Consider the following 20,532-nt stretch of genomic DNA (forward strand, 5'->3'; position numbering starts at 1 on the left):
GCCGCGATTTACGCGGCACTAAATGAGATAAAGTTCTTGTGCATCTCAGCACGCATCCATTGAACACCGGTTAAATCAAGCTCAATGTCGATTTGCGACCGATTCTTCATCCTCCAACTTTTTCGGTTCATACGCGAATTCCACATGAAGCTTACGACATTCCTTATGCAAATGAAGGGTTTAGGTAATATGGCTCTTCGAACAGCTTGGTGTCACAGTTCCATCCGCAATCAGCAGTGTCTTCATCGTTGCTCCTCCTTCAACTTGAAAAACACCTTTCCCCTATAATGGAAAGGTGCTCATTCCAAAGTATGACTTAATGTGACGAAACTTTATCGTCCTTGATCATCGTTCGGATGTAAAAATATCCCATAAAAGAGAACAAAACAAACATAAAAGCAAGAAGGATAGGATGACTAGCGAAAGCCCAAAGATCCCCTGTTTCATATTTTTATTCATTGGCCTGCAACTTCTTGCTGCCAGCGTTTTTGAATTTCTTTACCCAGATCACCTAGGTTGAAAGTTCGATAGCCTGCTGTCACATCCTTAAACTCATCTCTCAGTTTCGAAGGTATTTCCGACCATTTGATTCCTGGGTACCCGTACATTTTCTGAGTAATAACGGTTTGTGCTTCAGGTGTTAGTACAAAGTCTAGGAACTTAGCGACTGAATCTAAGCGCTCGGATAGCTTAGGAGCCATGAGATACGTCGGTCCTCCGATGAAAGACGGGCTAATTTGTGTCAACTTCGTCGTTTCTGGAAGCAGCTTTTTGCTGATTTGCTCAAGCCCTTGATCGGACCATGCCGGGATCATATCTACCTCGCCGTTTGCCATTAAATCCAAAGTGCCTTGGTTTTTCTTCGGATATACGCCTTTTTGATACATCCTCGGATGAAGCTCCTTCAGCAGCTTAAAGCCTTTATCCCATTGCTTCGTCCATTTTGAATCTTGACTCGTGTTCGCTTCCGGTGAAAGGAAATTATAAATGACCGTTTGTACAAAAGAATCCCCAGACCCGCCGGTTGCTGGATCATTATAGGCAAAGCGGCCTGGATTTTTGCTAATCCACTCATAGAGCTCATCAGTCGTTTTGGGAGGATTCTTTACTTTCTCGCTGTTGTAGGCTAATACGACGGCTGAGGCACGGTAAGGAACGCCCTTCCCGTCCAAGTTCTTCAAATTATTCTCATCAATTTTACCTAAGTTGGGAATTAATGTTCCTCTAAAGGCAAACTTGCATTAGTCAGAGCCTGCTTACAACCGCGGATACGCTCACGATTGCTGCTGTTATCCATATCCTCTACCAGGATGGCGATCCGCTTGTGCCCTAGCTCCACCAAATGATTCCCGCCGGGTTACCTCCGAGGTAGTCATCGACCATCACGGTATCCACAGCCAGCGTTGGCATTTCACCTGTAATTAAAGCAATAGGGATATTTTGCTGAATCAGCTTTTTTAAGAATTGATCATTTTGAATCCGAGTTGCGGAGGTAATTGCGTCTACCCTCTTTTGCGTGAGCAGAGATAAATATTTCACTTCTTTGTCTGGGTCATTATCTGTGCTGCAAATAAATACACTAAAACCGTATTCATGTCCCAGATCCTCGACAGACCGGGCGATTTCAGCAAAAAATGGGTTTGCTAAATCCGGTAGTGTGAATCCAATCGTATAGGTGCTTTTTCCCGTCAAAGCGGAAGCTACCATGCTCGGTTGGTAATTCAGCTGCTCCATTACACTGAATACGTGCTTTCTCGTCTTATCGCTAATTCTGCCTGTCTCGTTAATCACTTTAGATACGGTTGCGATGGACATCCCGGCGGTTTGGGCCACATCGTAAATGGTCGGTTTCATTCCATGCCCCTCTCAAACTTAGTTCCATTTCCCTGACACTCCATGTTGAATCTATCATACGATAAGTATAAAATCAGCTATTGTATTCTTGGTCAAAAATATTCTTGAAATTCAAATTATATCCTTTTTCTCCTGTAAAAAATCGAATTATTTAATTACAAGAAGTCATTGCTGTGCTTCATCGCATTCCTTATGCCAAGCAGATGCTTGTCATTAAAAGGATTAACGCTATTTCATTAGCTGGTATTTTAGGAGAATCCGGGGATTTAAGCGGTTTTGATCATGGTAACACCTTGCTTCGTCATGCGGGGCTCAACCTCACGGAAGCCAGTTCGGGGAAGTGACGTGGAGCTCTCGTTCTACGTAAGTTGATTGGACTTCTAAAGATACGTTCACTTGTACTATTATAAGCATGTAAAGACTGAGGAACGCCTAAACCCAACCTATTCGTTAGGGCATTCACCTACTCTAGCCACAATAATGACAGATAGATAATCATGTATCATTTCTCGGGTAACATTCATTTCGATAAGATATAAGTCTGCCAGCGTTTTCTTAAATCGCAGAAGTGTTTCTCTATCACCTGCATCTTCTGGAACTGGTGTATATTCCACCAAAAAAACAGTTCTTGCAACATCATACAAAAAATCTCCATGGCACACATTCATGAAGTCTATAACCAATGCATGCCCGTTTGAAAGTAATATATTACCCGGATGAAAATCACCATGACAAAGTGTATCTCCATCTTTCAATCTATCCAGGATTTCTAATACTGCTTCTTGTTCCAATAAATTAGTCGATGGCGCTATTAATATATTGGATTTTAAAAATTCTTTGTAATTCATTACATTGCTAACTTTGTTCTGAACGATTGTCTTGTGCAGCCTTGCCATAAGTTCCGCACATCCCTGGAGGTCACCTGTTTTCAAAACCCAATCCAACAGGGATTCGCCCTCCACTCTGTCATATAAAATACCCATTCGCCCTTCGCAACAAATAATTTCATATGCCTTTGGTTTTGCAAAATTCATACCATTGATTGCCTTCGCGTTTTGAAAATCTCTTTCTACCGCTTTATTTGGATAGCCCTGATCGAAAAGCTTAAGCACTGTACCTTCTTCCCATTCATATACAGTTGCCGTATTGCCTTCACCAATTATTTTCCCGTATTTCAATTAAGTCACCATGCCTTTCAAACCCATTTTCACGCTCTACCGTCCTTCTGTTATTTAACAATCGTTCTGCGTTAAGCGCAATCTTAGCAGGAAAATAAATCGTTCCTTGTTCGATTAGCTTTAACATGTTTAAGTTGAGCAACGATGATGACACTAATGATTACCAGAAGGAACCATGAGCTGATCTTGCTGAAACTAACCAGTTGCCAGGTTTGGTGCTGATCAGGGTATTTCCAAGCGTCAAAAAATGTGGCTATATTTTCTGCTACCCAAATGAAAAAACCCACAATGAGAAATGCGAGAGTTAAGGGCATTCGATAAGTTATAGTCCGAACCCGATATATGATCTGTGTTTTCCAGAAGACAATAAACACAAGTGCCGTCAACCACCAACGAAAATCGGGAATAAAATGATGTGTGAAAAAGTTGAAATAGATGGCTCCTCCTAACAGCACCGAGGACCTAAGCCCAGGCCAGCCGGTCATGTCCATCCGTAGTCTCCGCCACACCTGACACATAAAGCTTGCTACACTTGCATACATAAATCCGCTATAGAGCGGGACACCGAGCAACTTCGTATACCCAGGCTCAGGGTATGACCATGATCCCATCCATACCTTATATAACTCCAGCAACAATCCAATAAAGTGAAAAACACAGATTACTTTGATTTCATCACGTGTCTCTAATCCGCTGCGGTACATGAAGTATTGCACTCCAAGCAGTATAAGTAGAATGGCATCATAACGATAAATGAATGGTACCGCTATTACGTTAGAAAGAGCTAAAGTTCCAAAGATCGCAACAGGAAATATGCAGCTCATCGTCTGATGATAGCCAAAATGCAGGAGTTGAATGATTGGTTTCAATTATGCTTATCTCCTCCCCATGCATGATGTTGAGCGATTATATGATATATTGGTTACCATTATATTTCTTGCTCTTTTGTCTTAGATCAAGAATAAAGGCAAAATCCCTATTTAAAAAGAGAATTTTTTTCGTTTAATATTTCTTATTTTTTGTTACTCCACATAGGCATATTATGCGTAATGTCCATTTATATCTGTCTAAAGTCAAAGTCCATCCCTATATCCTATTTCATTAGTTATCTGATTCATTAATTCTACAATTGCAGGGTCTGGATCTGAAAAATAATAGATACTATTATATTTGTTGGAAACATCTAACTTCCACCAAAGCCAATGAAGTCTTGATTTATTTCTTATTTCTGACTTTGATACAACGAAGTAAACACTTCCTTTATCATCAATAAATAAATCTCTTCCCTTATCAGAATTATAAGCAAAACTAATTATTTTAGCTGCAGATTTTGTTTTTTCAAAGGAGATTCTTCTAACATCCTTAATTTTGTTTAAATCAAAATACTTCTGTATGAGTGTTTGGTTCTTGTAATATGTAGCCCCTTTATAAAAATATAAGGTTGCAGCACCAAGCCCAAAATCAGAAAATTTCATTGTAGAAGGAACTACAGATTGAATCTTATATAATAAACAACCAATACCAATAAGAATTATTGCAATCAAAATATATATAGACTTTCTTAATGTCATTGTAACCTCGCTGCACTTGTTAGTTTTACTTCATAAGGTGCTTTATATAAAATGTATTTACTGGTCCACTGTTGAGATGTAACTACAATCTTATCCTGAGTGTTCTCCTTACTAAAAATATATCCAGATCCCATCTGCTCAATAAAAATAAAACCTAAAGTTTTCATTCGTTTGATTAGTTCAGTTCCGCCTTCTTTCTGAGGTCCATTATAAATATACCAATTGTAGTCTCCTTGATCGGCTAAAAACACAATGGCATTGTGACTATTAAAGATTTTCTCGTATGCTTGTCTTTTGGTAACACCATCCAATGGTAGATCAGGTAAGTACAACTTAAAGTAAGAATAAATTGCGGCAATCAACAGTATTAAAATTAATATGCCAACAATGATTGATGTTGATTTCTTAAACCTTGTGATCTGCATTGAATTTCTCTCCTTAAACTAAATCTGGATTCACCTGCTAAGGTTACTTATGTACATAATAGACGATTTAACTAATGAAATGGTTACGTTAAACTACCCGTTAACGTCAATGGAGGCTGCCGTTTGTGCCGGCAGCCTCGTTTCGTTCTGTATTGAGCTATAGTTCTCCGTCCATCCATGCCCCTCGCAGGGCACCACAGATGAATGAAGATTCTTGGTCGACTACTTTCAGGTAGTTTAATACCCTAATAGACGACCATTATCATTCCACTGTCCATACATTTTATTTACACGAGTATGTTCAATAAACTTTGTCAATCGATTATGATACAACGTTGCATCGTGCCGCACTGACTGGATATTGTCAATTTTGACTCTAACATATAGTTCTGGCAAGGCTTGAAAATTGTGAAAGAGCGCTTCGTCCTGACGCATTTGCGCTAAGATATCTTCATGAATTATAAAAGATTCGGTGTTCATATCGGGCAATACTTTATTTCCAGATTCTGTCATGATGCCTAGTTTATCTAACCGTCGGACACGTTCTTTATTGAGCTCTGACCAGTTGCTCTTTTTTTTCCTGGGTGAAAATCGTTGCGCCGTTTGAGTGTCAGCCATTTTTTTACGTGTGCTATCAATCCAGCCAAAACACAAGGCTTCTTCAACAAAGTCTAAGTAACTTACGGAATGATGATTTGTAGTTAACCAACAATAATCTTCTGTAATGTGATAGTCACTTAGCCACTTTCGCCATTCTTGTCGAGTGTGAACTTGTACTATTTTATCTATTACCATTTATTCTGGTCACCCCTAGATTCTGGAATTCAACATCTCCAAATAGTGAGAATTGTACATAATACCCAGCACGTTACCAAATGGATCCGTGACGGAAGCCGTGATGAATCCCTCCCCACGATGTACAAGCGGTTCGTACTCTTCCGCTCCCATGGCCATCAAATTGTTAAGCGTGGCTTCTATATCATCAACATGCCAGTACATAATGGTCCCACCGGGGCCAGCCGTTGCACGCGCAGGAGCAAAACGGCGATCGATCAGACCTAGTTCGTGCTGGTAGTCTCCAAGGCGAAACTCGGCATAGGCTAGTTGACCATCTGGTCCTGATCGTTCGAAGTAAGGCGAACTGCCCAGCAGCTCAGAGTACCACGCCTTTGCCGCCTCCATATCATCTGCCCAATAACTGATGGTCGCAAATCCTCGTAATGTTTGTTTTGCACTCATACTCAATTTCCTCCTAAGTTAAATATTATTGGTTTTATTGTTATTATAAGCAACCATTACTGACACCAATATGTCAGCAATGGTTGCTTTTATTCTGAATGTTTTAGACACTTGTCGTATTGATGTCTATGGACGTGAAGATATTTTCATTCAATTCCTCACCTATGTCAGTCATTTTAATAATATTACTCTAGTAAAGCTCATTCTCTTCTTTATCTTAAGTGAAAAAAAGGCCACCGATCCACCGGCAGCCTTGTTCTAGTCGTTTATTCAGTTATAGTTCTACGTAACTTCAACCTTTTAACCCTAATTTTGCAAGATTGGCAAAGCTGATCTTCAAACTTTCGAAAGGATTGCGGTCATAACAGTCGTCCTGCTCTACCGCAGCCCACTCCACGCCGATCTCCTCGCATGCTTGAATAATCCCTTTGAAATTCATATTACCTTCGCCGACTTCCGAAAAACGCTGTTTCCGATCCGGTGTCACAATCATGTCCTTGAAATGAACAACCTTCATTCTTCCTTCCATCTTACGAATCCACTCGATGGGATCGGCCCCACCAGCTTGCACCCAATAAACGTCCAGCTCGAAATCCACGCTATCTGGGTCCGACTCCTCAAATAAAATCTCCATGCCTGTTTTTCCGTCATATTTCGCGAACTCAAAGTCGTGGTTATGATAGATGAACTTTAACCCAGCACTTTTCAGCTGTCTCCCAAATTCCGAGGCTTGCTTTGCGAAAGTGGCGTAGCCTTGGCTGTTTTCGCGAAATTCCGGCGGGAGGCCGCCTAAACCGACATATTTGCAATTCCATGCTTTATGCTTCTCGATGACAGTATCCATATCGTTCAACAGCTCGTTGTACCCGATGTGCGTCGCGCAGATCGTCAAGCCTTCCTGATCAGCAAGCGCTTTAAATTCTTGAATGTCGATCGGTCCGACACCGGAAGCTTGTACGGCCTGGTACCCCATTTGCTTTACTTTTTTCAAGCTTTCGCTGATGTCCTTTGGGGTTTTCAGAAAGCTGCGAAGCGTATACAATTGCGCGGCGATTTTCATTCATCTCACTCCATTCGTCAAATTTGAGTCATTTCATATATATCATGGAATATGGCGCAGAGCCACAATAAATTGGACGACAAGCATCCCATTCTCAAATGCAGGGATGTACTTCTAATAAATAGGCTCATGCCATAGGCAATATGACCATTAGGCACATAGGATGATATCGGATTTAATATAATTTGCAAAGCGAGGAATTTACGATGACATATGTTGTTCAACCCGGCGATACCTTATGGTCCATAGCAGCAAGATTCGGCACAACGGTTCAAGCTATTATGCAAGCAAACCAGCTCACAGATCCTAACTTCGTTTATGCCGGCTTAAGACTATTTATCCCTGTACCTGGTCCTGGTCCTGGCCCGGGACCAATATATCCGCCGGGCCCACCTGCAGATCGTGAGCTGGAAAGAAGAGTTACACGGTTGGAACGTGAGGTTACAAGGCTGAACAATCAGGTCGAACGTCTCGACAGACGGGTAGACCGGCTGGAACGCCCTTGATAAGCTTGTCCCAAACCAAACAGACAGGCTGCAGCCGTACTTGACACAGCCTGTTTTCTATTTCATTGCTTCGGCGGCTCATTGAAGCTCTGCCATTCAACCTCCCACTCCATCTATACACAGCGGTCAACCTTGTTTCTAACGTTTAACTGGTATGTATCATTCACGTTAGTCGAACCAATAAACTTTTAAACACGGAATATTGGCTTACAACGAAGACCTTGATGAAACAGCCGGATAAGCATAACATTATTGTATAGAGTGATAGACCACTAACTAATGCAATACTAATAAGCAGCTTCTACACAGAGGCTGCTTTTTAATCATCTTATAATTAAACCAATCTTTAGCGGAGTAGCGGGCAGCCCTGATGCAGTCCTTATAATATTAAACTATAGTTTTCCGTTCTTATAATCCCCAAAAATCAGTGACAAGAAGTCACAAAATATGCTGCTAGTTTGATGCTATTTCGAAAACATCGCAAACTCAAAGTCACCGATAAGTAGGTACGAGACCGTTTTTTGCTTGTTTTCATTGAACAAAAACGATATGTAATACCTGTTCCTCACTGGATCTTTGGACAAAGACGAGGATTCCAGCTTGACTAATGTTTCGGTTAGGCTTTGATCCTCTTTCCAAAAGACATAGGTGGCATACTGATCACTATCTTCACTGTCCTTTTCAACACTCGCCCCATACTTTTGCTGGACATACATCTTGGGGGTGAGCAGGTTTACATTTCGGACCGTAGAAAACCTTGTAGATAAGTTATTTTCTGAACTGACCATTAGCCCTGCCGCTTTGCCATCCCTGTAATATACTACGAGCCCCTCATAATTATATTTTCCAAAGATATTCTTTTCTGGCTGAATTCCAAACAACTTATCGATCTCTTCTTTCGCCATGCCAAGACGAATCTGCTTTTTCAAGACCGCATCGTATATGGATAAATCCTCAGTGCTAAAACGATCAGAGGAAAACGTGTCCTTCAAGGCGTTTGTGCTTATAGATATTTTATTATCCCCGTGCCAATATACCTTACAGCCGAGGCTCTCTGCCACAAACCGCAGCGGAATCATCGTAATGTTGTTCAAGATAACCGCTTCTACATCAAGCATTTTTTCTTCGTTATCCACAACGGCCTTTTTATTGCCGATTTGCAAAATTATTCTTTTGCTTTTGTATTTGATGTCAATGATACTCTCGGCTTCGTCCCACTTCAAGGTACCCCCCAGCTTTTCAATAATGATTCTTATAGGGAGTAAGGTAGTTCCCTCTATTAGTACCGGCGCCGTCTTAAACTCTGGATCAATTTCCTCTGTCTTCCCATTGAAAATCAGCTTCGGATTGCCGATTTCCAAAATAAAAAATCCATACTCACCATCTTCAGGGACGAGCTTATTTTCGTTTGCGGGCTCAGCGGCAAATGTACTATTCATTAATAAACAAAAAGCAAACATAAACAGTAAAACAACACAGATGCGTTTTCTCATTTCAGCGTCAGACCTCCATATTTATCCTGAATTTACCATTCTAATTTAATCATTCGTTGGTAATCTGAGTTATAAGGGGAGGGTAACGCTAAAACAGCCTAAAAAGGATACCGCCACGGAATAGGTGAATTTTGCCGAACCTGTACACAACATTATCTTTTTCATTCTCAAATCGCAGCGTTCCTTCAGCTCCTAGCTCTCACAATAGGAGCCGATCTCTACCTGAGACAAATCGGTGCTCTCCAGCAGCTCGCAGGAGACCGATCCGCATGCGCAGGCATGTTAGACCTGCCCATTAGCACAACAGGTCACCGATTTTATCACCGGCAGCCTAACTTTCAGTATCAGCGAAAGGCCATCCATCCACTCGATACATCCCTATATCTCAAGCTTCTAACATCAATCGCTTGCTTACTTCACGCTCTGGGAAATCCAAGATTGGATCGATTCTCCCACCGGCTTCCAGCCAAGTAGATTCCGGGCATGAACAGCACAAACCCGGCTGTTGGTAGCGAGTGCAAACTGTGCGAATCCCCCCCAATTCCCCGACGGCTTCGTCAAATGACCAACTGACCGTTTGCCCTCCATATCCCAGGGCTCTACTTACGAATTTGGCCAGTTGACCGAAAGATTCTTCCCCATTTTCCGCATAGAAGTAGGATGCGGACGGAGCCTTCTCTACAGCAAGCAGGTACAACTTCGCTAGATCTTTAATATGAACATTGGACCAGCGGTTTACACCCTTACCGATATAGACGCCCGCGCCCATTTCCTTGGATTTTCGGATGATAAGCGGCAGGTGAACACTTTCCCTTGGAAGGCCAAGCGCAGTTCCATAGATCATACTTGGTACGATCACGATACTCCGTATGCCCTGTTCCACACCTGCTTTTCGTATCTGTTCGTTAATCATGACGCGATCTTTTTGCGGATCTATCGGCACAAACGGCGTTTCTTCTTCATAAATTTGCTGACCTTTAGACCCATCTATAGACTCTTATTCTGTTCACAGATTGCAGACTCGCTAAAATCACCGGTTAATGAGAAAAAGGTTTATTCCAAGCCTCTTCATTCAGTTCATTGTTAATGCCCACACCTGCCAATGAGCCCAAAGAAGCAGCTGTAATGGCCTGATGAAGTTGCGATGCTGCATCACCGGCACTAAAGACGCCAGGAACATTCGTTTTACCGAAATTATCAACGATGACAGTCCCTGCTTCCGTGATCTGGCAACCTATTACTTGCGGCTGGTCTGATCCGGTAATAAGCTTCGGTCTAAAAAATATCCCAGTGCATGGGATTCTTGTACCGTCCTCCAGAACAACTTGCTGCACCATGCCGTCGTTAGATTCGACAGACTGGATCGGTGTGTCAAATACAGGAACGTTATGTTGATTTAGTTCCTCACGTTGTGCGTCCGTCATTTCATCAGGACCATTGGTACAGATTGTAAAATGATTCGACCATCCAGATATTATTTTGGCCATGTGTAGTGCATCCGCTCCCTTGACAATTAAGACAAGCGGTTGCTCTCTAAGTTCCCAGCCATCACAATACGGGCAGATAAAGGCGCTTTTACCATATACATCTGCCAGTCCTTTAATATCCACTGGGAGGTCCTTCATACCTACTGCAAAGAGCAGCTTTTTGCTTCGATAGGTCTGTCCTCGTGCAGTCGTAATTTGAAAACAACCATCGGTTCCCGTGATCGATACCGCAGTATCCTCCACAAAGTAAACGGATGGATATGATCTAATTTGTTCCTTCGCAATTCGCCTAAATTCGCTTGGACTTATATGATCTCTAGTAAGAAAGCCGTGGGTCTGACGAGCAACCCCATTTCGCGGACGCCCTTCATCAATAACCACCACATTTTTTCTTGCCCTGCCTAGTACAAGAGCAGCATTTAGACCTGCCGGTCCTCCGCCGATAATAGCACAATCGTGAGTCATCCTGATTCTCCCTTTCGCTTTTCAATATTTATATTAGAGACATAATAGATTTATTATATCTTTAATAACTTTTGTAAAAATGACGGATCCTTACTCCGTTTGATTAATTTCGACAAATCCGCTATTTTTTTGTTCTACAGATACTGCTCCATCTGACGTTCGGCATCGATCACAACCTGCTGGATCAGACATTCGCTTCCGTGATTCAGGCTGCTTTCGAACAAAGAAGCGGTCCCTTCGATCGCATGGATGATATCGAGAAAGGAGATATCATCCTGCTTCTGTCTGAGGCGGTATCCACCGTTTGCGCCTGGAATATTTCATTCAGCATCTACATTAACGACTTTATGAATCCATAATAACTCTAATGTTTCTGAAAGGCAAGCATTTATTCCATACAATCGCTCATTTCCCAGTATCCAAGCAGCTTTTGCGCTATCCTGTCCGTCCCTCGGTTTACTTGAATGAACAAAAAAATGAGTTGCCGCGAGGCAAGCTCCATTACTATCGTTTCTCGTTAGCTCAATCATTAACTATATACTTGGTGGTCTGAGCAAATTCTTGAGTTATCGGGCATTAGTCAGGAATTCAAAGCAATGTGGCAGCGCCAAGAAGTGATTTATGTCCCCGAAGGGCATAAGATCATTTATCATCCAACTGCAGGAACAGCCGATAAAAAAATACAAGAAGCCCGTTTTTTTGTTTTCTTTGAGTAGCCCATCCAATCAATTTATTAGGATGTTTCACATATACGATGTCTTCATCTGAGTACGTGATTAATAACCAACTACTTTGGCGCTGAAAAATATTTTCGTGTATCGTTGCGTATTTGTCTTGGCAGGACGCGCTCCAAATCCTCATTCAGCCATTTTAGCGTCTTGCTTCGCAGAAACGACCTCATGTGTTCTTCTGCCTCTAGCATAACTAAATTTATCGTGCAAGGAGGCGTATCTGCTGTACAAGATGTACACTCTTTATCTTGGTACAGAATGCCGTTTGCAATTATGTTTTTGCATTGAAAAATAGGATTTGTGCCTTCAATTGCATCGATTACGTCCAAAAATGAAATTTCTTCTGGAGATTTGGACAAACTATAACCGCCCTTAACACCAGGAATGGATTTAACGATGCCAGCCTTTGTTAATTTGCCAAACATCTTAGAGAGGTGCGTTTCAGAAATTCCTTGAAAAGCGGAAAGTTCTTTTATACCAATGCTGGAATCTGGTGGAACTTCGATTAAATATACAAGGCAGTGCAGTGCATATTCAACACCAATACTATACTGCATGAAAAACCTACTCCTTAGAACGAACTTTAGTTAATATTTATATTAAGATATAAAAAAAATTGTCAAATCTGTACATACCTTCACCCATTAGGAGATATTACTATGACCAAAACACTTATTATTAATGCCCATCCGAAAGTGGATTCAATAGACTCTTATATATTACTGGTTTTGAATAAATTTTAAAAAACGTATAAGGAACTAAACCCAATGGAAACTATTGAATAGATCAATTTATACGATATTCATATTCCCATGGTAGATCGGACACTATAAATGCAAGAGAAAGACTAACAAAAGGAGAACCACTTAGCAATGAAGATCAACTAGTATTAGATCGGACAGTTGAACTTCTTAAGCAATAGATAACATCATTATTCCTCGTGAGACCTATAAATTTACCGAAAATGGCTCCGTAGGCTTATTAAATGACGGCAGAAGCCTCTTAGTTATTCAGGGAAGCGGCTCAATTTATACAAATAACGATTGGTATACAGAGGTTGAATACTCAAACAAATATCTGAAATCCATGTTCAATTTTTTAGGGATTGAAGATTATCAAATTATTAGAGCTCAACTCAAGGTACTGCCATTAGAAATCGGGAAATCGTATTAGAAGAAGCCTACAAAGATGCTGACCAAGCTGCCAAACATTTGTCTGGTTTAGTTAGATCATAAAGGGATACTAAAAGTTAATGAGAGTTATAGCAGCCGTCGAAGACGGCCATTTAGGTCAGTGATGTGCAAATGATTCGCTCTGATCAGGTCCGCTGCAGCTAGTTACGCGAAAATTCAAAAGAGCCCAATGAAATTGGGCTCTTTTCTGTGCTTATATGAGGGTCACATACAGGCTGGCCGTAGCAATTGCTTTTCACAATCATTTGATTTAATCCATACTCGAAGTGGACCTATTGGTGTCCATCCAGATAAGAGGGCTGATGTTAGATCATCGCCGTTTTCATAACCCACCATCGGTATCCCAGGGAAATAGGTAGAAACAATTGGAGCAATATCTGACCAAATAATTTTATTACTATTTGAAAATACATTGGATATCCCCACAGCATTAGCACTCAAGTTAGCTATGAATCCTGATAATTCACCATTTACCTCGTGCATAAAGATTTTCACATCTTTTTGATCTAATAGTTTTGCTTTTATCACTTTTTGCAATCCGCTTGCAAAGGCCCACTTTGCTAAATCTTTCTCTGACGAAACAACGGTCCATTCCGTTTGAACGTAATCAACATCGGCAACCGGTGAATGACAAATCCATTTTGCCTCAAATAATACTTTAAAACCAAATGGCACCATATTAAGATTAGCAAAACTATCTTTTATACTGAATATTTCTCTATTACCTATAAAATTTATCACTTCTTCACTCGTTGCATGACTGCTTGAAGTAATGATATCGGGGTATAATTCGGGTGCTTTAGAAAGCAGTCCCCATACACGCTCACTTGAAGTTTGAGTAAGTCCATGCAACTCACAAACAATCCCACACCAAACAATATTATTTAAAACCGCAGTATCTACGTTATTCAATTTAATCCCCCTTTGCTTCAAACTTTCTTGCGGTTGACTTTATATGCTTATATTACTAAATGGCTGTTCGGAATGCTTGGTAAAGTTCAAGTAAGTACCAAACTATCCTGCTGCCCGTTTCTTCTCACAATTTTTGGCCATCAACAGGATGTAATAAAAAGCAGTCCATTCATTCGTTTACCTTTTACGAAGTAAATCAGATTCTAAATACTTTGCGAGGTAAATAGTATTTGCAGGATTTAAACTCGGAAGATCGTCCACATCACAAAAACTTACCTCATGTGATTCGGATGAATCGCTCACCAATTCTCCTTTGTAATCATTGCAAAGATACAGTGCTGTTACTGAATAAAGTTCGTCTCCATTTTTTAGTTTTAAATAAAGATCTGGACCAGAAAATAACTCCAACAAGGTTAAACGATTTAAGGTTAACCCAGTTTCCTCGTATACTTCCCTAGTTGCTGTTTCCTCCAATGACTCCCCTGGCTCCATAAGACCGCCTGGTAATCCCCAATTACTATCTTTACGATGTTGCAAAAGAATTTGGTGGTTATCGTTTTGAATGATAACAACTGCACCAACTAGAATTAAAGGTATTGTTCCAACTAATGAACGTAATTCCCGAATATATTCGCTCATTCTGTCACCCCCACTCATCTTCGATATGGCATTTTCCACCATGTTAGCCTGCCTGTTAACTGAGAAGGCTGCCGATCCATTCCTGTCGGCAGCCTTCTCCTTATGTTTATTAAGCTATAGTTTGTTGTTGACTGAACAAACGTTCCGCGTTAGTTGAATCTCTCTCCAACTGACGGGTGTGTAATTTTAGGCAGAGAAATTCAACATAGAGCCTACCATTTGCGAAGAGCGATGATAAAACAAGCCAGAGCAGCGATTGAAGCTATCGTTCGTACATGATTCCAGGGCATCCAACCGGCAAGATATTCTCTCCACACTCGAGTTCCCTCGGGATTCCCTGAAGTCACAGAGGCTAAGGTATCGTTTTAGGGGTACGTTAAATACGATTGTCACCAGAAATGCGCCGACGAAAATGAGCAGACTGCCTGTAAGCACATATGCTGCTCCAACCGTACCTAATTTGATGGATGATGCTATTCCCAGGATGATGCTTAGAAAGGTTGTGCCCATGAAGACCAAGATAAACAACGATTGTAAGATAGTGGTATTGATGGACTGCATGGCAGATATGCCTTGCTCTGCCGGAAGCCGGGCTATCGAGGTCATTATGAATGCCGAGAAGGTAAAAAATATGCCAGCAAGCAAGCCGGATCCCATTGCGGACGCAAAGGTTAAATAATAGAGCAGGTTATTCATGGTTATTCATCTCCAACTGGGTGTGATTGAAAATCGCGTCAATGATGGTATCCCAGTCTTCATGGTGAAGCTCATGACCAGTCCCTTCTAAGGGTAATAAAACCGCTTCGGGTATAGCGCAGGCAAGAGCGACTCCATGTTCATAAGGTATAATCGGATCCTCAGTACCGTGAATAACCAGAGCGGGGACGTCGATGTCGCCTGTTCTTACCAAATAGAATTCTCCCCCCGTCACCATGCCGTGATTGTTCATGCTCGCCATATTACGGCTTCTTTTGACTTCTTCTGAAGCTAAATCATAAATTCTTTTCTCATCAAACGTATGCTTCGAACCCGCGAGAACTTTCCATTTGCCAACCGTAAAAGCAATGACCACTGCATCATTCGTCCAATCTGTCTCCGCCGCATTGGAGAAATAATCCATCACCTTGTCTCCCATCGGTGGGAGGTCTGGGGCGAAATTCGATGTAGAGAGTAGCGAAACGGTCAAAACTCTTTCTGGATGTCGCAAAGCCAGGATTTGAGTCAGCATGCCGCCCATAGAGATGCCTACAATATGGGCTTGTGCGATTCCAAAATGATCGAAGATATGGATAGCATCGTCAGTCATATCTTCAAAGGTGTATTCAGGATAGCCGGGTTCGTAGGTGACGGACCGACCGACATCAAGATTATCGTAGCGAATGATAAAGCGACCTTTGGCGGCTAGACGTCGACAGAAGTCTTTTTCCCACCATACCATGGACGCTTGAGCACCCATGATCAGTAATATAGTCGGGTGTTCCGGGTTGCCGAAGCTTTCTGCACAAAGTTCGATTCCGTTTATTTTAAACAGTTGTTCGCTCATTTCAAGATCTCTCCTCACTGTTAAAAAAATAAAAAACACAGGCCGACTGCCTGACGCTTCAAAACCTCAATCAGCAACCTTCGTCTCTTCACGCCCGGCGCTCCTTTTATGCAGCACCAGCAGCACCATACTTGCCGCGAACGATAGAACAATTAATAGGAACGGCAAGGAAGGATCGAGGCGGTAAGCCCATCCCCCAATAATGCCGGACGGTGATACGACAAGCAGAATCAGTACAGACAGCATGGCAAATACGCTTGCGCGGTTTTCGTCGTCAATGGCGTTCGCGACCGCCGCTTCCAAATACGGATACGTCATCATCGTACCCGCCGCGGCGAGAACGGTGCTGACGATCAGCCAGAACATCATCCCGGGGAGCGGGAGGATCAGCAGTAGATTGGACACCAGCGAAATGAAGAAGCCCCACAGCATGACCGAGTGAAGTCTGTTATCGCTCAGCTGGGGCAGCAGCAGCCACATCGAGAGGAGCATAATAATAGAAGTTATGGCCGGGAATATAGACACAAGACCACTGTCCAGCTTAAGATCATCCACTAGAAAGAGCGACAAGTAGGTGCCTTTCATCGTAAGCTGGAACTGGAACAGAATATAGACGCCGAAAATCATCAGCAGCGACTTATTCTCCCCCATGCCACGGATAACCCCTTTGTACTCACGCAGCCCGGCTATAAAACCTACGCTGCGGGTTTCCACCATTTTACGAAGTCCGATCTCCGTCTCGCGGGTGGCAAAATGCCGTCCGACGAATTGAATCGTCATGCATACGCAGGCGAGCACATACATGATCCGCATGCCGGGAATCAGGCCGTAATGCGCGACGAGCAGTCCGCCGAGCGGAGCGAACAAGCCGCCAAGCATGGCAACGAATTGAAGAACGGAGAAGACGAAGGTCCGGTCCTTTGGATCGGTATCCTCCACAAGTAAGCAGTAGAATGCGGTATGCGGAACCCGCTGAAAACCGTTCACGACGGCCGCGACGATAAAAAACCAAATATTTTGCGATACCGCCCATAGCAGGGTGCCGACCGTCCAACTGAGCAGGTCAAAATAAAGTAGCGCCCATTTCCTGCCGAGCCTGTCAGTCAGATAGCCGCTGATGAAGGATGAGAATACCTGCACAAGCAGGGTCAGCGTGGTGACCCAGCCGATTGTCGTCTCGCTCATCCCCATTTCAAACATATAAATAGTAGCATACGTGCTGAACATGCTATACGGGATTAGAAACAGCGGCTCGTACAGAAGACAGCCGCGCGCATTTTTGGGAAGCCTGGATAAGCTAAACATCTTTTTCCTCCATTCACTCTGTCAACTAGCCTTTAACCTTACTAAATAGTTCGGTCGGAATGGACAATTATCCTTTTTTCAAACTCTAATAAATACCTATAAAGACCTGGCGATAACGAAAGGGTTTGCAACGACACTTGATGACGTGGCCAGTATAGCAGATATAGTCGAGGCAGAAATGAACCGGTGCTATACGAGCATGGAACGGAACGGCTCGCAAGAGTGGAGTGGGGAGCGCATCGTCTTCGTCATGGATGAGCTGGCTGATTTAAAAGCGAGGCTTAAATATTCGTATGCCGAAATTAATTCGGCTATTAAAACGCACCTGATGTTCAAGGAAAATAACGTATTTTTAGTCTGGATGTGATGATTCCACTCTTCTTTTCGAATTACAATCTGTCAGACTTCGTAAAATAAGTATTAGACTGACCCCAATATAAGAAACAGCGGCAGCCATGGACTGAGAAAATAAGTCTGAACTGCCGCTGTTTTATTGAACTCGTTTCCCCGTCGGCTTAATGATTTATAGCGATCCGAGAAAGCTTTTAGGTGATTATAGACATTTATCATCTACCAATTATTAATTACATACACAAGTTGAATTGAAAAAATAACAAGGTAACTAACATTTAAAAGGAAACATACTTCATAAATAAAGAAAAGAGGAGCTGCCGCGAAGATAGCCCCTCAACTATAGTTTATCGTTAGTTTAACTACGGATTCTGTTGGATCTCCTAACAGCAAATCAATAATAAAGCCCTGAAGTTCATTAAGCCGAGATATCAATGTCTTTATTAAGTTGTCTCATCTTCTTGCTCATCGTATTTGTTAATATGAGCTGTGACGGCTTCTACAGCTTCATTCACATCAGTTGTGGCAGCAACCTCTTTTACTTCATCCTCAGTTTTGTCCAGAAAGTTTGCTTGATCGGCTTTAATTGCATCTAAGCTGTTACTCATAAAATCCCTCCATTATTAAGGTATGGTTGATTCTTCAAATCCAATATAGTTTTTGCCTTTGGACCTGAAATTATACCAAGATATGGGACGTCAAAATCAGTGATTTATACTCTAATAAAAGCATTTCTACGAGATTCATTTAATAGTTCTAGCATCGTAAAAGAATGTTTTTCTTCAGGAAAATGTCTATTCATCACATCAGCAATAGTGTGCCAACTGAATCTCCTTCCTTTTTTTACTTACGCAATGCCCATATTTCTCTTACAGGAATTAGCAGCCCGTCAAATGCAATGAATATCTTTATTTTTCTCCGTTTTCCTTCAAATTCTTGGTTTGTCATGCAATAAGGTGTTTGATACGCTTTAGATATCTCAGCGTTAGACCTAATCCATGAAAAAGGGGACGTCCCCATGCGTACACAGCGTTTCAATTTAACAGAGACACAGCGTTTTTTACTTCGAAATGTTTCCATCATCGGTCTCGGACTTTTTATCAATCAAATGTTGCAAACCGTAGGCAGTATCATACTCGCCCGGGAGCTCAACGATCCCGATCGGTTTGGCGAGGTCAACCTATTGCTGCAAATCTTCGGTATGATCTCGCTTTTTCTCAATTTCGGCTTCAACTCTTCCTTAATTTATGCGTTTTCGCGAAAACCTCTGGAAGCGGTTCAAACGAATTTCCGTGTCGCCTTAACAGGCAGCACCCTTTTCAGTCTCTTTATTGGATTACTGCTCTGCGCCTTATCTCCGCTATTAGCGAACTACTACCATTTGACAGAGCTTCGAGGGGCATTGATGCTGAGCTCGATCATGTTTTTTTTCAACTCGATTCTAAACATTGGTGTTGCTTCCTTCTCAGGAAACCGAGATTTCGGAACGCAAGCATTCTTTATGGTTATCACGACGGCACTGTCCACGATCGGTACGGTACTTGGCGTGCTTTTGCCTCGTGGCGGCATTAATTTGCTTGAAAACATTTCACTTTGGATGGGCGTAGGGGCACTCCTGACAGCCTCTTTTATTTGCATCAAAGTTGAACGTGTGCATAAACCTCGATGGTTCGGTCCGCTTCCGATTCAGGAGATCAAAAGCATGCTGGCATACGGGCTGCCTTCCTGGGCTGGCAATATTGCGAAGGCGTTTCAGCAGCCTTTTCTCGTCATGATGGTAGGTTCCAGTTCCGTATTGGCCGTAGGTTATCTAGCAAACGGTTTTCGCATTACCGGCTTTATCGGAATCATCACATGGGCGTTCATGATAGTCACACTGCCCTTTGTTGCAGAGAGAGCGCAGGATGTTGAAGAAAGCAAGCGGCGTGGTACGAGTTGCATCCGTTACAACAACCTCTTGCTTTATCCGTTAACAGCAATCATTTGTTTATTTCCAGATCAGATTAATGGATTTTTATTTGGCTCGGATTATTCAACAGGCGATTCCGCTGCGTACATTCGCTTAATGGCGCTAGGCGTCCTCTTCTCATCCGTTGGCCGTCTAGGGGGAAGTATTATGGCGGGTATTGGCAAAACGAAATCCACCTTCTGGGTCATGATTGCCGCCGGGATTTTCGTTGTTATTTTTGTACCTTTGGTTGCTTCTAGCAGTCCTGTACTCGCAGTTTGGATATATACCGGAGGCTGGGCCGTATCCGCCCTGACAATGATCGGATTTTATTACTATGAAAAGTTTGCCCTTAACTGGTGGAAGGCTTACGGCGAGCCATTGCTGCCGACACTAGTGATGATTGCGATTATGGTGGCCGGTCGAGTTGCAAATAGCTGGTTTCCCCTCTTCGTTTGCGTAGGACTTCTTGCTTTAATCAGCTTCACGATAAGGATTGAGAAAAATCCTAAACCTAGGGTAAATGCTGCGTAAGGTGTTAATATGTCGGAACGAACTCTTGTGTTGGTTGGAGTTGTTGTATCAGAGTGATTAGGAATCCATAAGGAATCTCTTAGCGCTTCAAATAACAG

The 20,532-nt window shown here is 42.3% G+C and carries 23 protein-coding genes and 4 pseudogenes; 6 read left to right on the forward strand and 21 right to left on the reverse strand.

The features are described from left to right. Window positions 1-8: 8 nt before the first annotated feature. The 3 genes from QFZ78_RS05825 to QFZ78_RS05840 all read right to left on the reverse strand — a co-directional run bounded on the left by QFZ78_RS05825 (window position 9) and on the right by QFZ78_RS05840 (window position 1,854). On the reverse strand, window positions 9-131 hold the full coding sequence (locus QFZ78_RS05825; protein ID WP_307546087.1) for a hypothetical protein: 123 nt from the start codon (window positions 129-131) through the stop codon (window positions 9-11). A gap of 324 nt (window positions 132-455) precedes the next feature. After that, window positions 456-1,214: an extracellular solute-binding protein gene (locus tag QFZ78_RS05830; protein ID WP_307555509.1), complete on the reverse strand. Its 759-nt coding sequence runs from the start codon at window positions 1,212-1,214 to the stop codon at window positions 456-458. A gap of 115 nt (window positions 1,215-1,329) precedes the next feature. Next, window positions 1,330-1,854, reverse strand: coding sequence for a LacI family DNA-binding transcriptional regulator (locus tag QFZ78_RS05840; RefSeq protein WP_307546088.1), 525 nt, complete (start codon window positions 1,852-1,854; stop codon window positions 1,330-1,332). Between the two features lie 161 nt (window positions 1,855-2,015). Here QFZ78_RS05840 and QFZ78_RS05845 point away from each other — a divergent pair. Beyond that, a pseudogene (locus QFZ78_RS05845) lies at window positions 2,016-2,195 on the forward strand (transposase); the annotation flags it as partial. Window positions 2,196-2,297: 102 nt separating this feature from the next. Here QFZ78_RS05845 and QFZ78_RS05850 read toward each other — a convergent pair. The 7 genes from QFZ78_RS05850 to QFZ78_RS05880 all read right to left on the reverse strand — a co-directional run bounded on the left by QFZ78_RS05850 (window position 2,298) and on the right by QFZ78_RS05880 (window position 7,327). Beyond that, window positions 2,298-3,032, reverse strand: coding sequence for an aminoglycoside phosphotransferase family protein (locus QFZ78_RS05850; protein ID WP_307546089.1), 735 nt, complete (start codon window positions 3,030-3,032; stop codon window positions 2,298-2,300). 83 nt (window positions 3,033-3,115) lie between these two features. Continuing rightward, window positions 3,116-3,901, reverse strand: a complete 786-nt coding sequence (locus QFZ78_RS05855; protein ID WP_307546090.1) for a DUF817 domain-containing protein — start codon at window positions 3,899-3,901, stop codon at window positions 3,116-3,118. A gap of 204 nt (window positions 3,902-4,105) precedes the next feature. Continuing rightward, window positions 4,106-4,603 (reverse strand): hypothetical protein, encoded by a 498-nt coding sequence (locus QFZ78_RS05860; protein ID WP_307546091.1) that lies wholly within the window; start codon window positions 4,601-4,603, stop codon window positions 4,106-4,108. Beyond that, on the reverse strand, window positions 4,600-5,028 hold the full coding sequence (locus tag QFZ78_RS05865) for a type II toxin-antitoxin system HicA family toxin (RefSeq protein WP_307546092.1): 429 nt from the start codon (window positions 5,026-5,028) through the stop codon (window positions 4,600-4,602). Before QFZ78_RS05865 ends, QFZ78_RS05860 begins: the two co-directional genes overlap by 4 nt. Window positions 5,029-5,265: 237 nt before the next feature. Then, window positions 5,266-5,823: a YdeI/OmpD-associated family protein gene (locus QFZ78_RS05870; protein ID WP_307546093.1), complete on the reverse strand. Its 558-nt coding sequence runs from the start codon at window positions 5,821-5,823 to the stop codon at window positions 5,266-5,268. Window positions 5,824-5,838: 15 nt separating this feature from the next. After that, a complete protein-coding gene (locus QFZ78_RS05875; protein WP_307546094.1) occupies window positions 5,839-6,267 on the reverse strand; it encodes a VOC family protein in 429 nt (142 codons plus the stop codon). 292 nt (window positions 6,268-6,559) lie between these two features. After that, complete coding sequence (locus tag QFZ78_RS05880; RefSeq protein ID WP_307546095.1) at window positions 6,560-7,327, reverse strand: sugar phosphate isomerase/epimerase family protein; 768 nt, start codon at window positions 7,325-7,327, stop codon at window positions 6,560-6,562. Between the two features lie 206 nt (window positions 7,328-7,533). Between QFZ78_RS05880 and QFZ78_RS05885 the strand changes: the two genes are divergently transcribed. Then, entirely contained in the window at window positions 7,534-7,833 is a 300-nt protein-coding gene (locus QFZ78_RS05885; RefSeq protein ID WP_307546096.1) for a LysM peptidoglycan-binding domain-containing protein, read from the forward strand. A gap of 464 nt (window positions 7,834-8,297) precedes the next feature. Here QFZ78_RS05885 and QFZ78_RS05890 read toward each other — a convergent pair whose 3' ends face one another. The 4 genes and pseudogenes from QFZ78_RS05890 to QFZ78_RS05905 all read right to left on the reverse strand — a co-directional run. Next, window positions 8,298-9,326 carry a copper amine oxidase N-terminal domain-containing protein gene (locus QFZ78_RS05890; RefSeq protein WP_307546097.1) on the reverse strand — a complete coding sequence of 343 codons (1,029 nt, stop codon included), beginning with the start codon at window positions 9,324-9,326 and terminating at the stop codon, window positions 8,298-8,300. A 385-nt stretch (window positions 9,327-9,711) separates the two neighbouring features. Beyond that, complete coding sequence (locus tag QFZ78_RS05895) at window positions 9,712-10,269, reverse strand: NAD-dependent epimerase/dehydratase family protein (protein ID WP_307546098.1); 558 nt, start codon at window positions 10,267-10,269, stop codon at window positions 9,712-9,714. Window positions 10,270-10,363: 94 nt separating this feature from the next. Further along, window positions 10,364-11,278 (reverse strand): NAD(P)/FAD-dependent oxidoreductase, encoded by a 915-nt coding sequence (locus QFZ78_RS05900; protein WP_307546099.1) that lies wholly within the window; start codon window positions 11,276-11,278, stop codon window positions 10,364-10,366. Window positions 11,279-11,412: 134 nt separating this feature from the next. Then, window positions 11,413-11,598 (reverse strand): annotated as a pseudogene (locus QFZ78_RS05905) (Rrf2 family transcriptional regulator); the annotation flags it as partial. A gap of 234 nt (window positions 11,599-11,832) precedes the next feature. Between QFZ78_RS05905 and QFZ78_RS38455 the strand changes: the two are divergent. Next, window positions 11,833-11,994: pseudogene (locus tag QFZ78_RS38455) on the forward strand (hypothetical protein); the annotation flags it as partial. A 71-nt stretch (window positions 11,995-12,065) separates the two neighbouring features. Here QFZ78_RS38455 and QFZ78_RS05910 read toward each other — a convergent pair. Further along, window positions 12,066-12,566 (reverse strand): RrF2 family transcriptional regulator, encoded by a 501-nt coding sequence (locus tag QFZ78_RS05910; protein ID WP_307546100.1) that lies wholly within the window; start codon window positions 12,564-12,566, stop codon window positions 12,066-12,068. 102 nt (window positions 12,567-12,668) lie between these two features. Between QFZ78_RS05910 and QFZ78_RS05915 the strand changes: the two are divergent. Beyond that, window positions 12,669-13,244 (forward strand): annotated as a pseudogene (locus QFZ78_RS05915) (NAD(P)H-dependent oxidoreductase). Between the two features lie 162 nt (window positions 13,245-13,406). Here QFZ78_RS05915 and QFZ78_RS05920 read toward each other — a convergent pair. The 5 genes from QFZ78_RS05920 to QFZ78_RS05940 form a co-directional block, all read right to left on the reverse strand. After that, complete coding sequence (locus QFZ78_RS05920; protein ID WP_307546101.1) at window positions 13,407-14,114, reverse strand: hypothetical protein; 708 nt, start codon at window positions 14,112-14,114, stop codon at window positions 13,407-13,409. A 177-nt stretch (window positions 14,115-14,291) separates the two neighbouring features. Further along, entirely contained in the window at window positions 14,292-14,753 is a 462-nt protein-coding gene (locus QFZ78_RS05925) for an NUDIX hydrolase (RefSeq protein ID WP_307546102.1), read from the reverse strand. 186 nt (window positions 14,754-14,939) lie between these two features. Then, a complete protein-coding gene (locus QFZ78_RS05930) occupies window positions 14,940-15,449 on the reverse strand; it encodes an anthrone oxygenase family protein (RefSeq protein WP_307546103.1) in 510 nt (169 codons plus the stop codon). After that, complete coding sequence (mle, locus tag QFZ78_RS05935; RefSeq protein ID WP_307546104.1) at window positions 15,442-16,296, reverse strand: alpha/beta fold macrolide esterase; 855 nt, start codon at window positions 16,294-16,296, stop codon at window positions 15,442-15,444. The genes QFZ78_RS05930 and mle overlap by 8 nt, the downstream gene beginning before the upstream one ends. Window positions 16,297-16,362: 66 nt before the next feature. Then, a complete protein-coding gene (locus tag QFZ78_RS05940; protein WP_307546105.1) occupies window positions 16,363-17,601 on the reverse strand; it encodes an MFS transporter in 1,239 nt (412 codons plus the stop codon). Window positions 17,602-17,800: 199 nt separating this feature from the next. Here QFZ78_RS05940 and QFZ78_RS05945 point away from each other — a divergent pair, with 199 nt between their 5' ends. Continuing rightward, complete coding sequence (locus tag QFZ78_RS05945; protein ID WP_307546106.1) at window positions 17,801-17,968, forward strand: hypothetical protein; 168 nt, start codon at window positions 17,801-17,803, stop codon at window positions 17,966-17,968. 427 nt (window positions 17,969-18,395) lie between these two features. Here the strand turns inward: QFZ78_RS05945 and QFZ78_RS05950 are convergent, their stop codons facing one another. Further along, window positions 18,396-18,560, reverse strand: a complete 165-nt coding sequence (locus tag QFZ78_RS05950) for a hypothetical protein (RefSeq protein WP_307546107.1) — start codon at window positions 18,558-18,560, stop codon at window positions 18,396-18,398. A 410-nt stretch (window positions 18,561-18,970) separates the two neighbouring features. Between QFZ78_RS05950 and QFZ78_RS05955 the strand changes: the two genes are divergently transcribed. After that, window positions 18,971-20,434 carry an oligosaccharide flippase family protein gene (locus QFZ78_RS05955; protein ID WP_307546108.1) on the forward strand — a complete coding sequence of 488 codons (1,464 nt, stop codon included), beginning with the start codon at window positions 18,971-18,973 and terminating at the stop codon, window positions 20,432-20,434. The last annotated feature ends 98 nt before the right edge of the window (window positions 20,435-20,532 follow it).

The organism is Paenibacillus sp. V4I5 (assembly GCF_030817255.1).
Classification (GTDB): domain Bacteria; phylum Bacillota; class Bacilli; order Paenibacillales; family NBRC-103111; genus Paenibacillus_E.

Bases quoted from the DNA above. Each gene is read 5' to 3' on its own strand.
- QFZ78_RS05955 (WP_307546108.1), top strand. From the start codon at position 18,971: ATGCGTACACAGCGTTTCAATTTAACAGAGACACAGCGTTTTTTACTT.
- QFZ78_RS05930 (WP_307546103.1), bottom strand. From the start codon at position 15,449: ATGAATAACCTGCTCTATTATTTAACCTTTGCGTCCGCAATGGGATCC.
- QFZ78_RS05885 (WP_307546096.1), top strand. From the start codon at position 7,534: ATGACATATGTTGTTCAACCCGGCGATACCTTATGGTCCATAGCAGCA.
- QFZ78_RS05910 (WP_307546100.1), bottom strand. From the start codon at position 12,566: ATGCAGTATAGTATTGGTGTTGAATATGCACTGCACTGCCTTGTATAT.
- QFZ78_RS05865 (WP_307546092.1), bottom strand. From the start codon at position 5,028: ATGCAGATCACAAGGTTTAAGAAATCAACATCAATCATTGTTGGCATA.
- QFZ78_RS05950 (WP_307546107.1), bottom strand. From the start codon at position 18,560: ATGAGTAACAGCTTAGATGCAATTAAAGCCGATCAAGCAAACTTTCTG.
- QFZ78_RS05925 (WP_307546102.1), bottom strand. From the start codon at position 14,753: ATGAGCGAATATATTCGGGAATTACGTTCATTAGTTGGAACAATACCT.
- QFZ78_RS05890 (WP_307546097.1), bottom strand. From the start codon at position 9,326: ATGAGAAAACGCATCTGTGTTGTTTTACTGTTTATGTTTGCTTTTTGT.
- QFZ78_RS05875 (WP_307546094.1), bottom strand. From the start codon at position 6,267: ATGAGTGCAAAACAAACATTACGAGGATTTGCGACCATCAGTTATTGG.
- QFZ78_RS05900 (WP_307546099.1), bottom strand. From the start codon at position 11,278: ATGACTCACGATTGTGCTATTATCGGCGGAGGACCGGCAGGTCTAAAT.
- QFZ78_RS05860 (WP_307546091.1), bottom strand. From the start codon at position 4,603: ATGACATTAAGAAAGTCTATATATATTTTGATTGCAATAATTCTTATT.
- QFZ78_RS05940 (WP_307546105.1), bottom strand. From the start codon at position 17,601: ATGTTTAGCTTATCCAGGCTTCCCAAAAATGCGCGCGGCTGTCTTCTG.
- QFZ78_RS05880 (WP_307546095.1), bottom strand. From the start codon at position 7,327: ATGAAAATCGCCGCGCAATTGTATACGCTTCGCAGCTTTCTGAAAACC.
- QFZ78_RS05945 (WP_307546106.1), top strand. From the start codon at position 17,801: ATGGAACGGAACGGCTCGCAAGAGTGGAGTGGGGAGCGCATCGTCTTC.
- QFZ78_RS05870 (WP_307546093.1), bottom strand. From the start codon at position 5,823: ATGGTAATAGATAAAATAGTACAAGTTCACACTCGACAAGAATGGCGA.
- QFZ78_RS05840 (WP_307546088.1), bottom strand. From the start codon at position 1,854: ATGAAACCGACCATTTACGATGTGGCCCAAACCGCCGGGATGTCCATC.
- mle (WP_307546104.1), bottom strand. From the start codon at position 16,296: ATGAGCGAACAACTGTTTAAAATAAACGGAATCGAACTTTGTGCAGAA.
- QFZ78_RS05825 (WP_307546087.1), bottom strand. From the start codon at position 131: ATGAACCGAAAAAGTTGGAGGATGAAGAATCGGTCGCAAATCGACATT.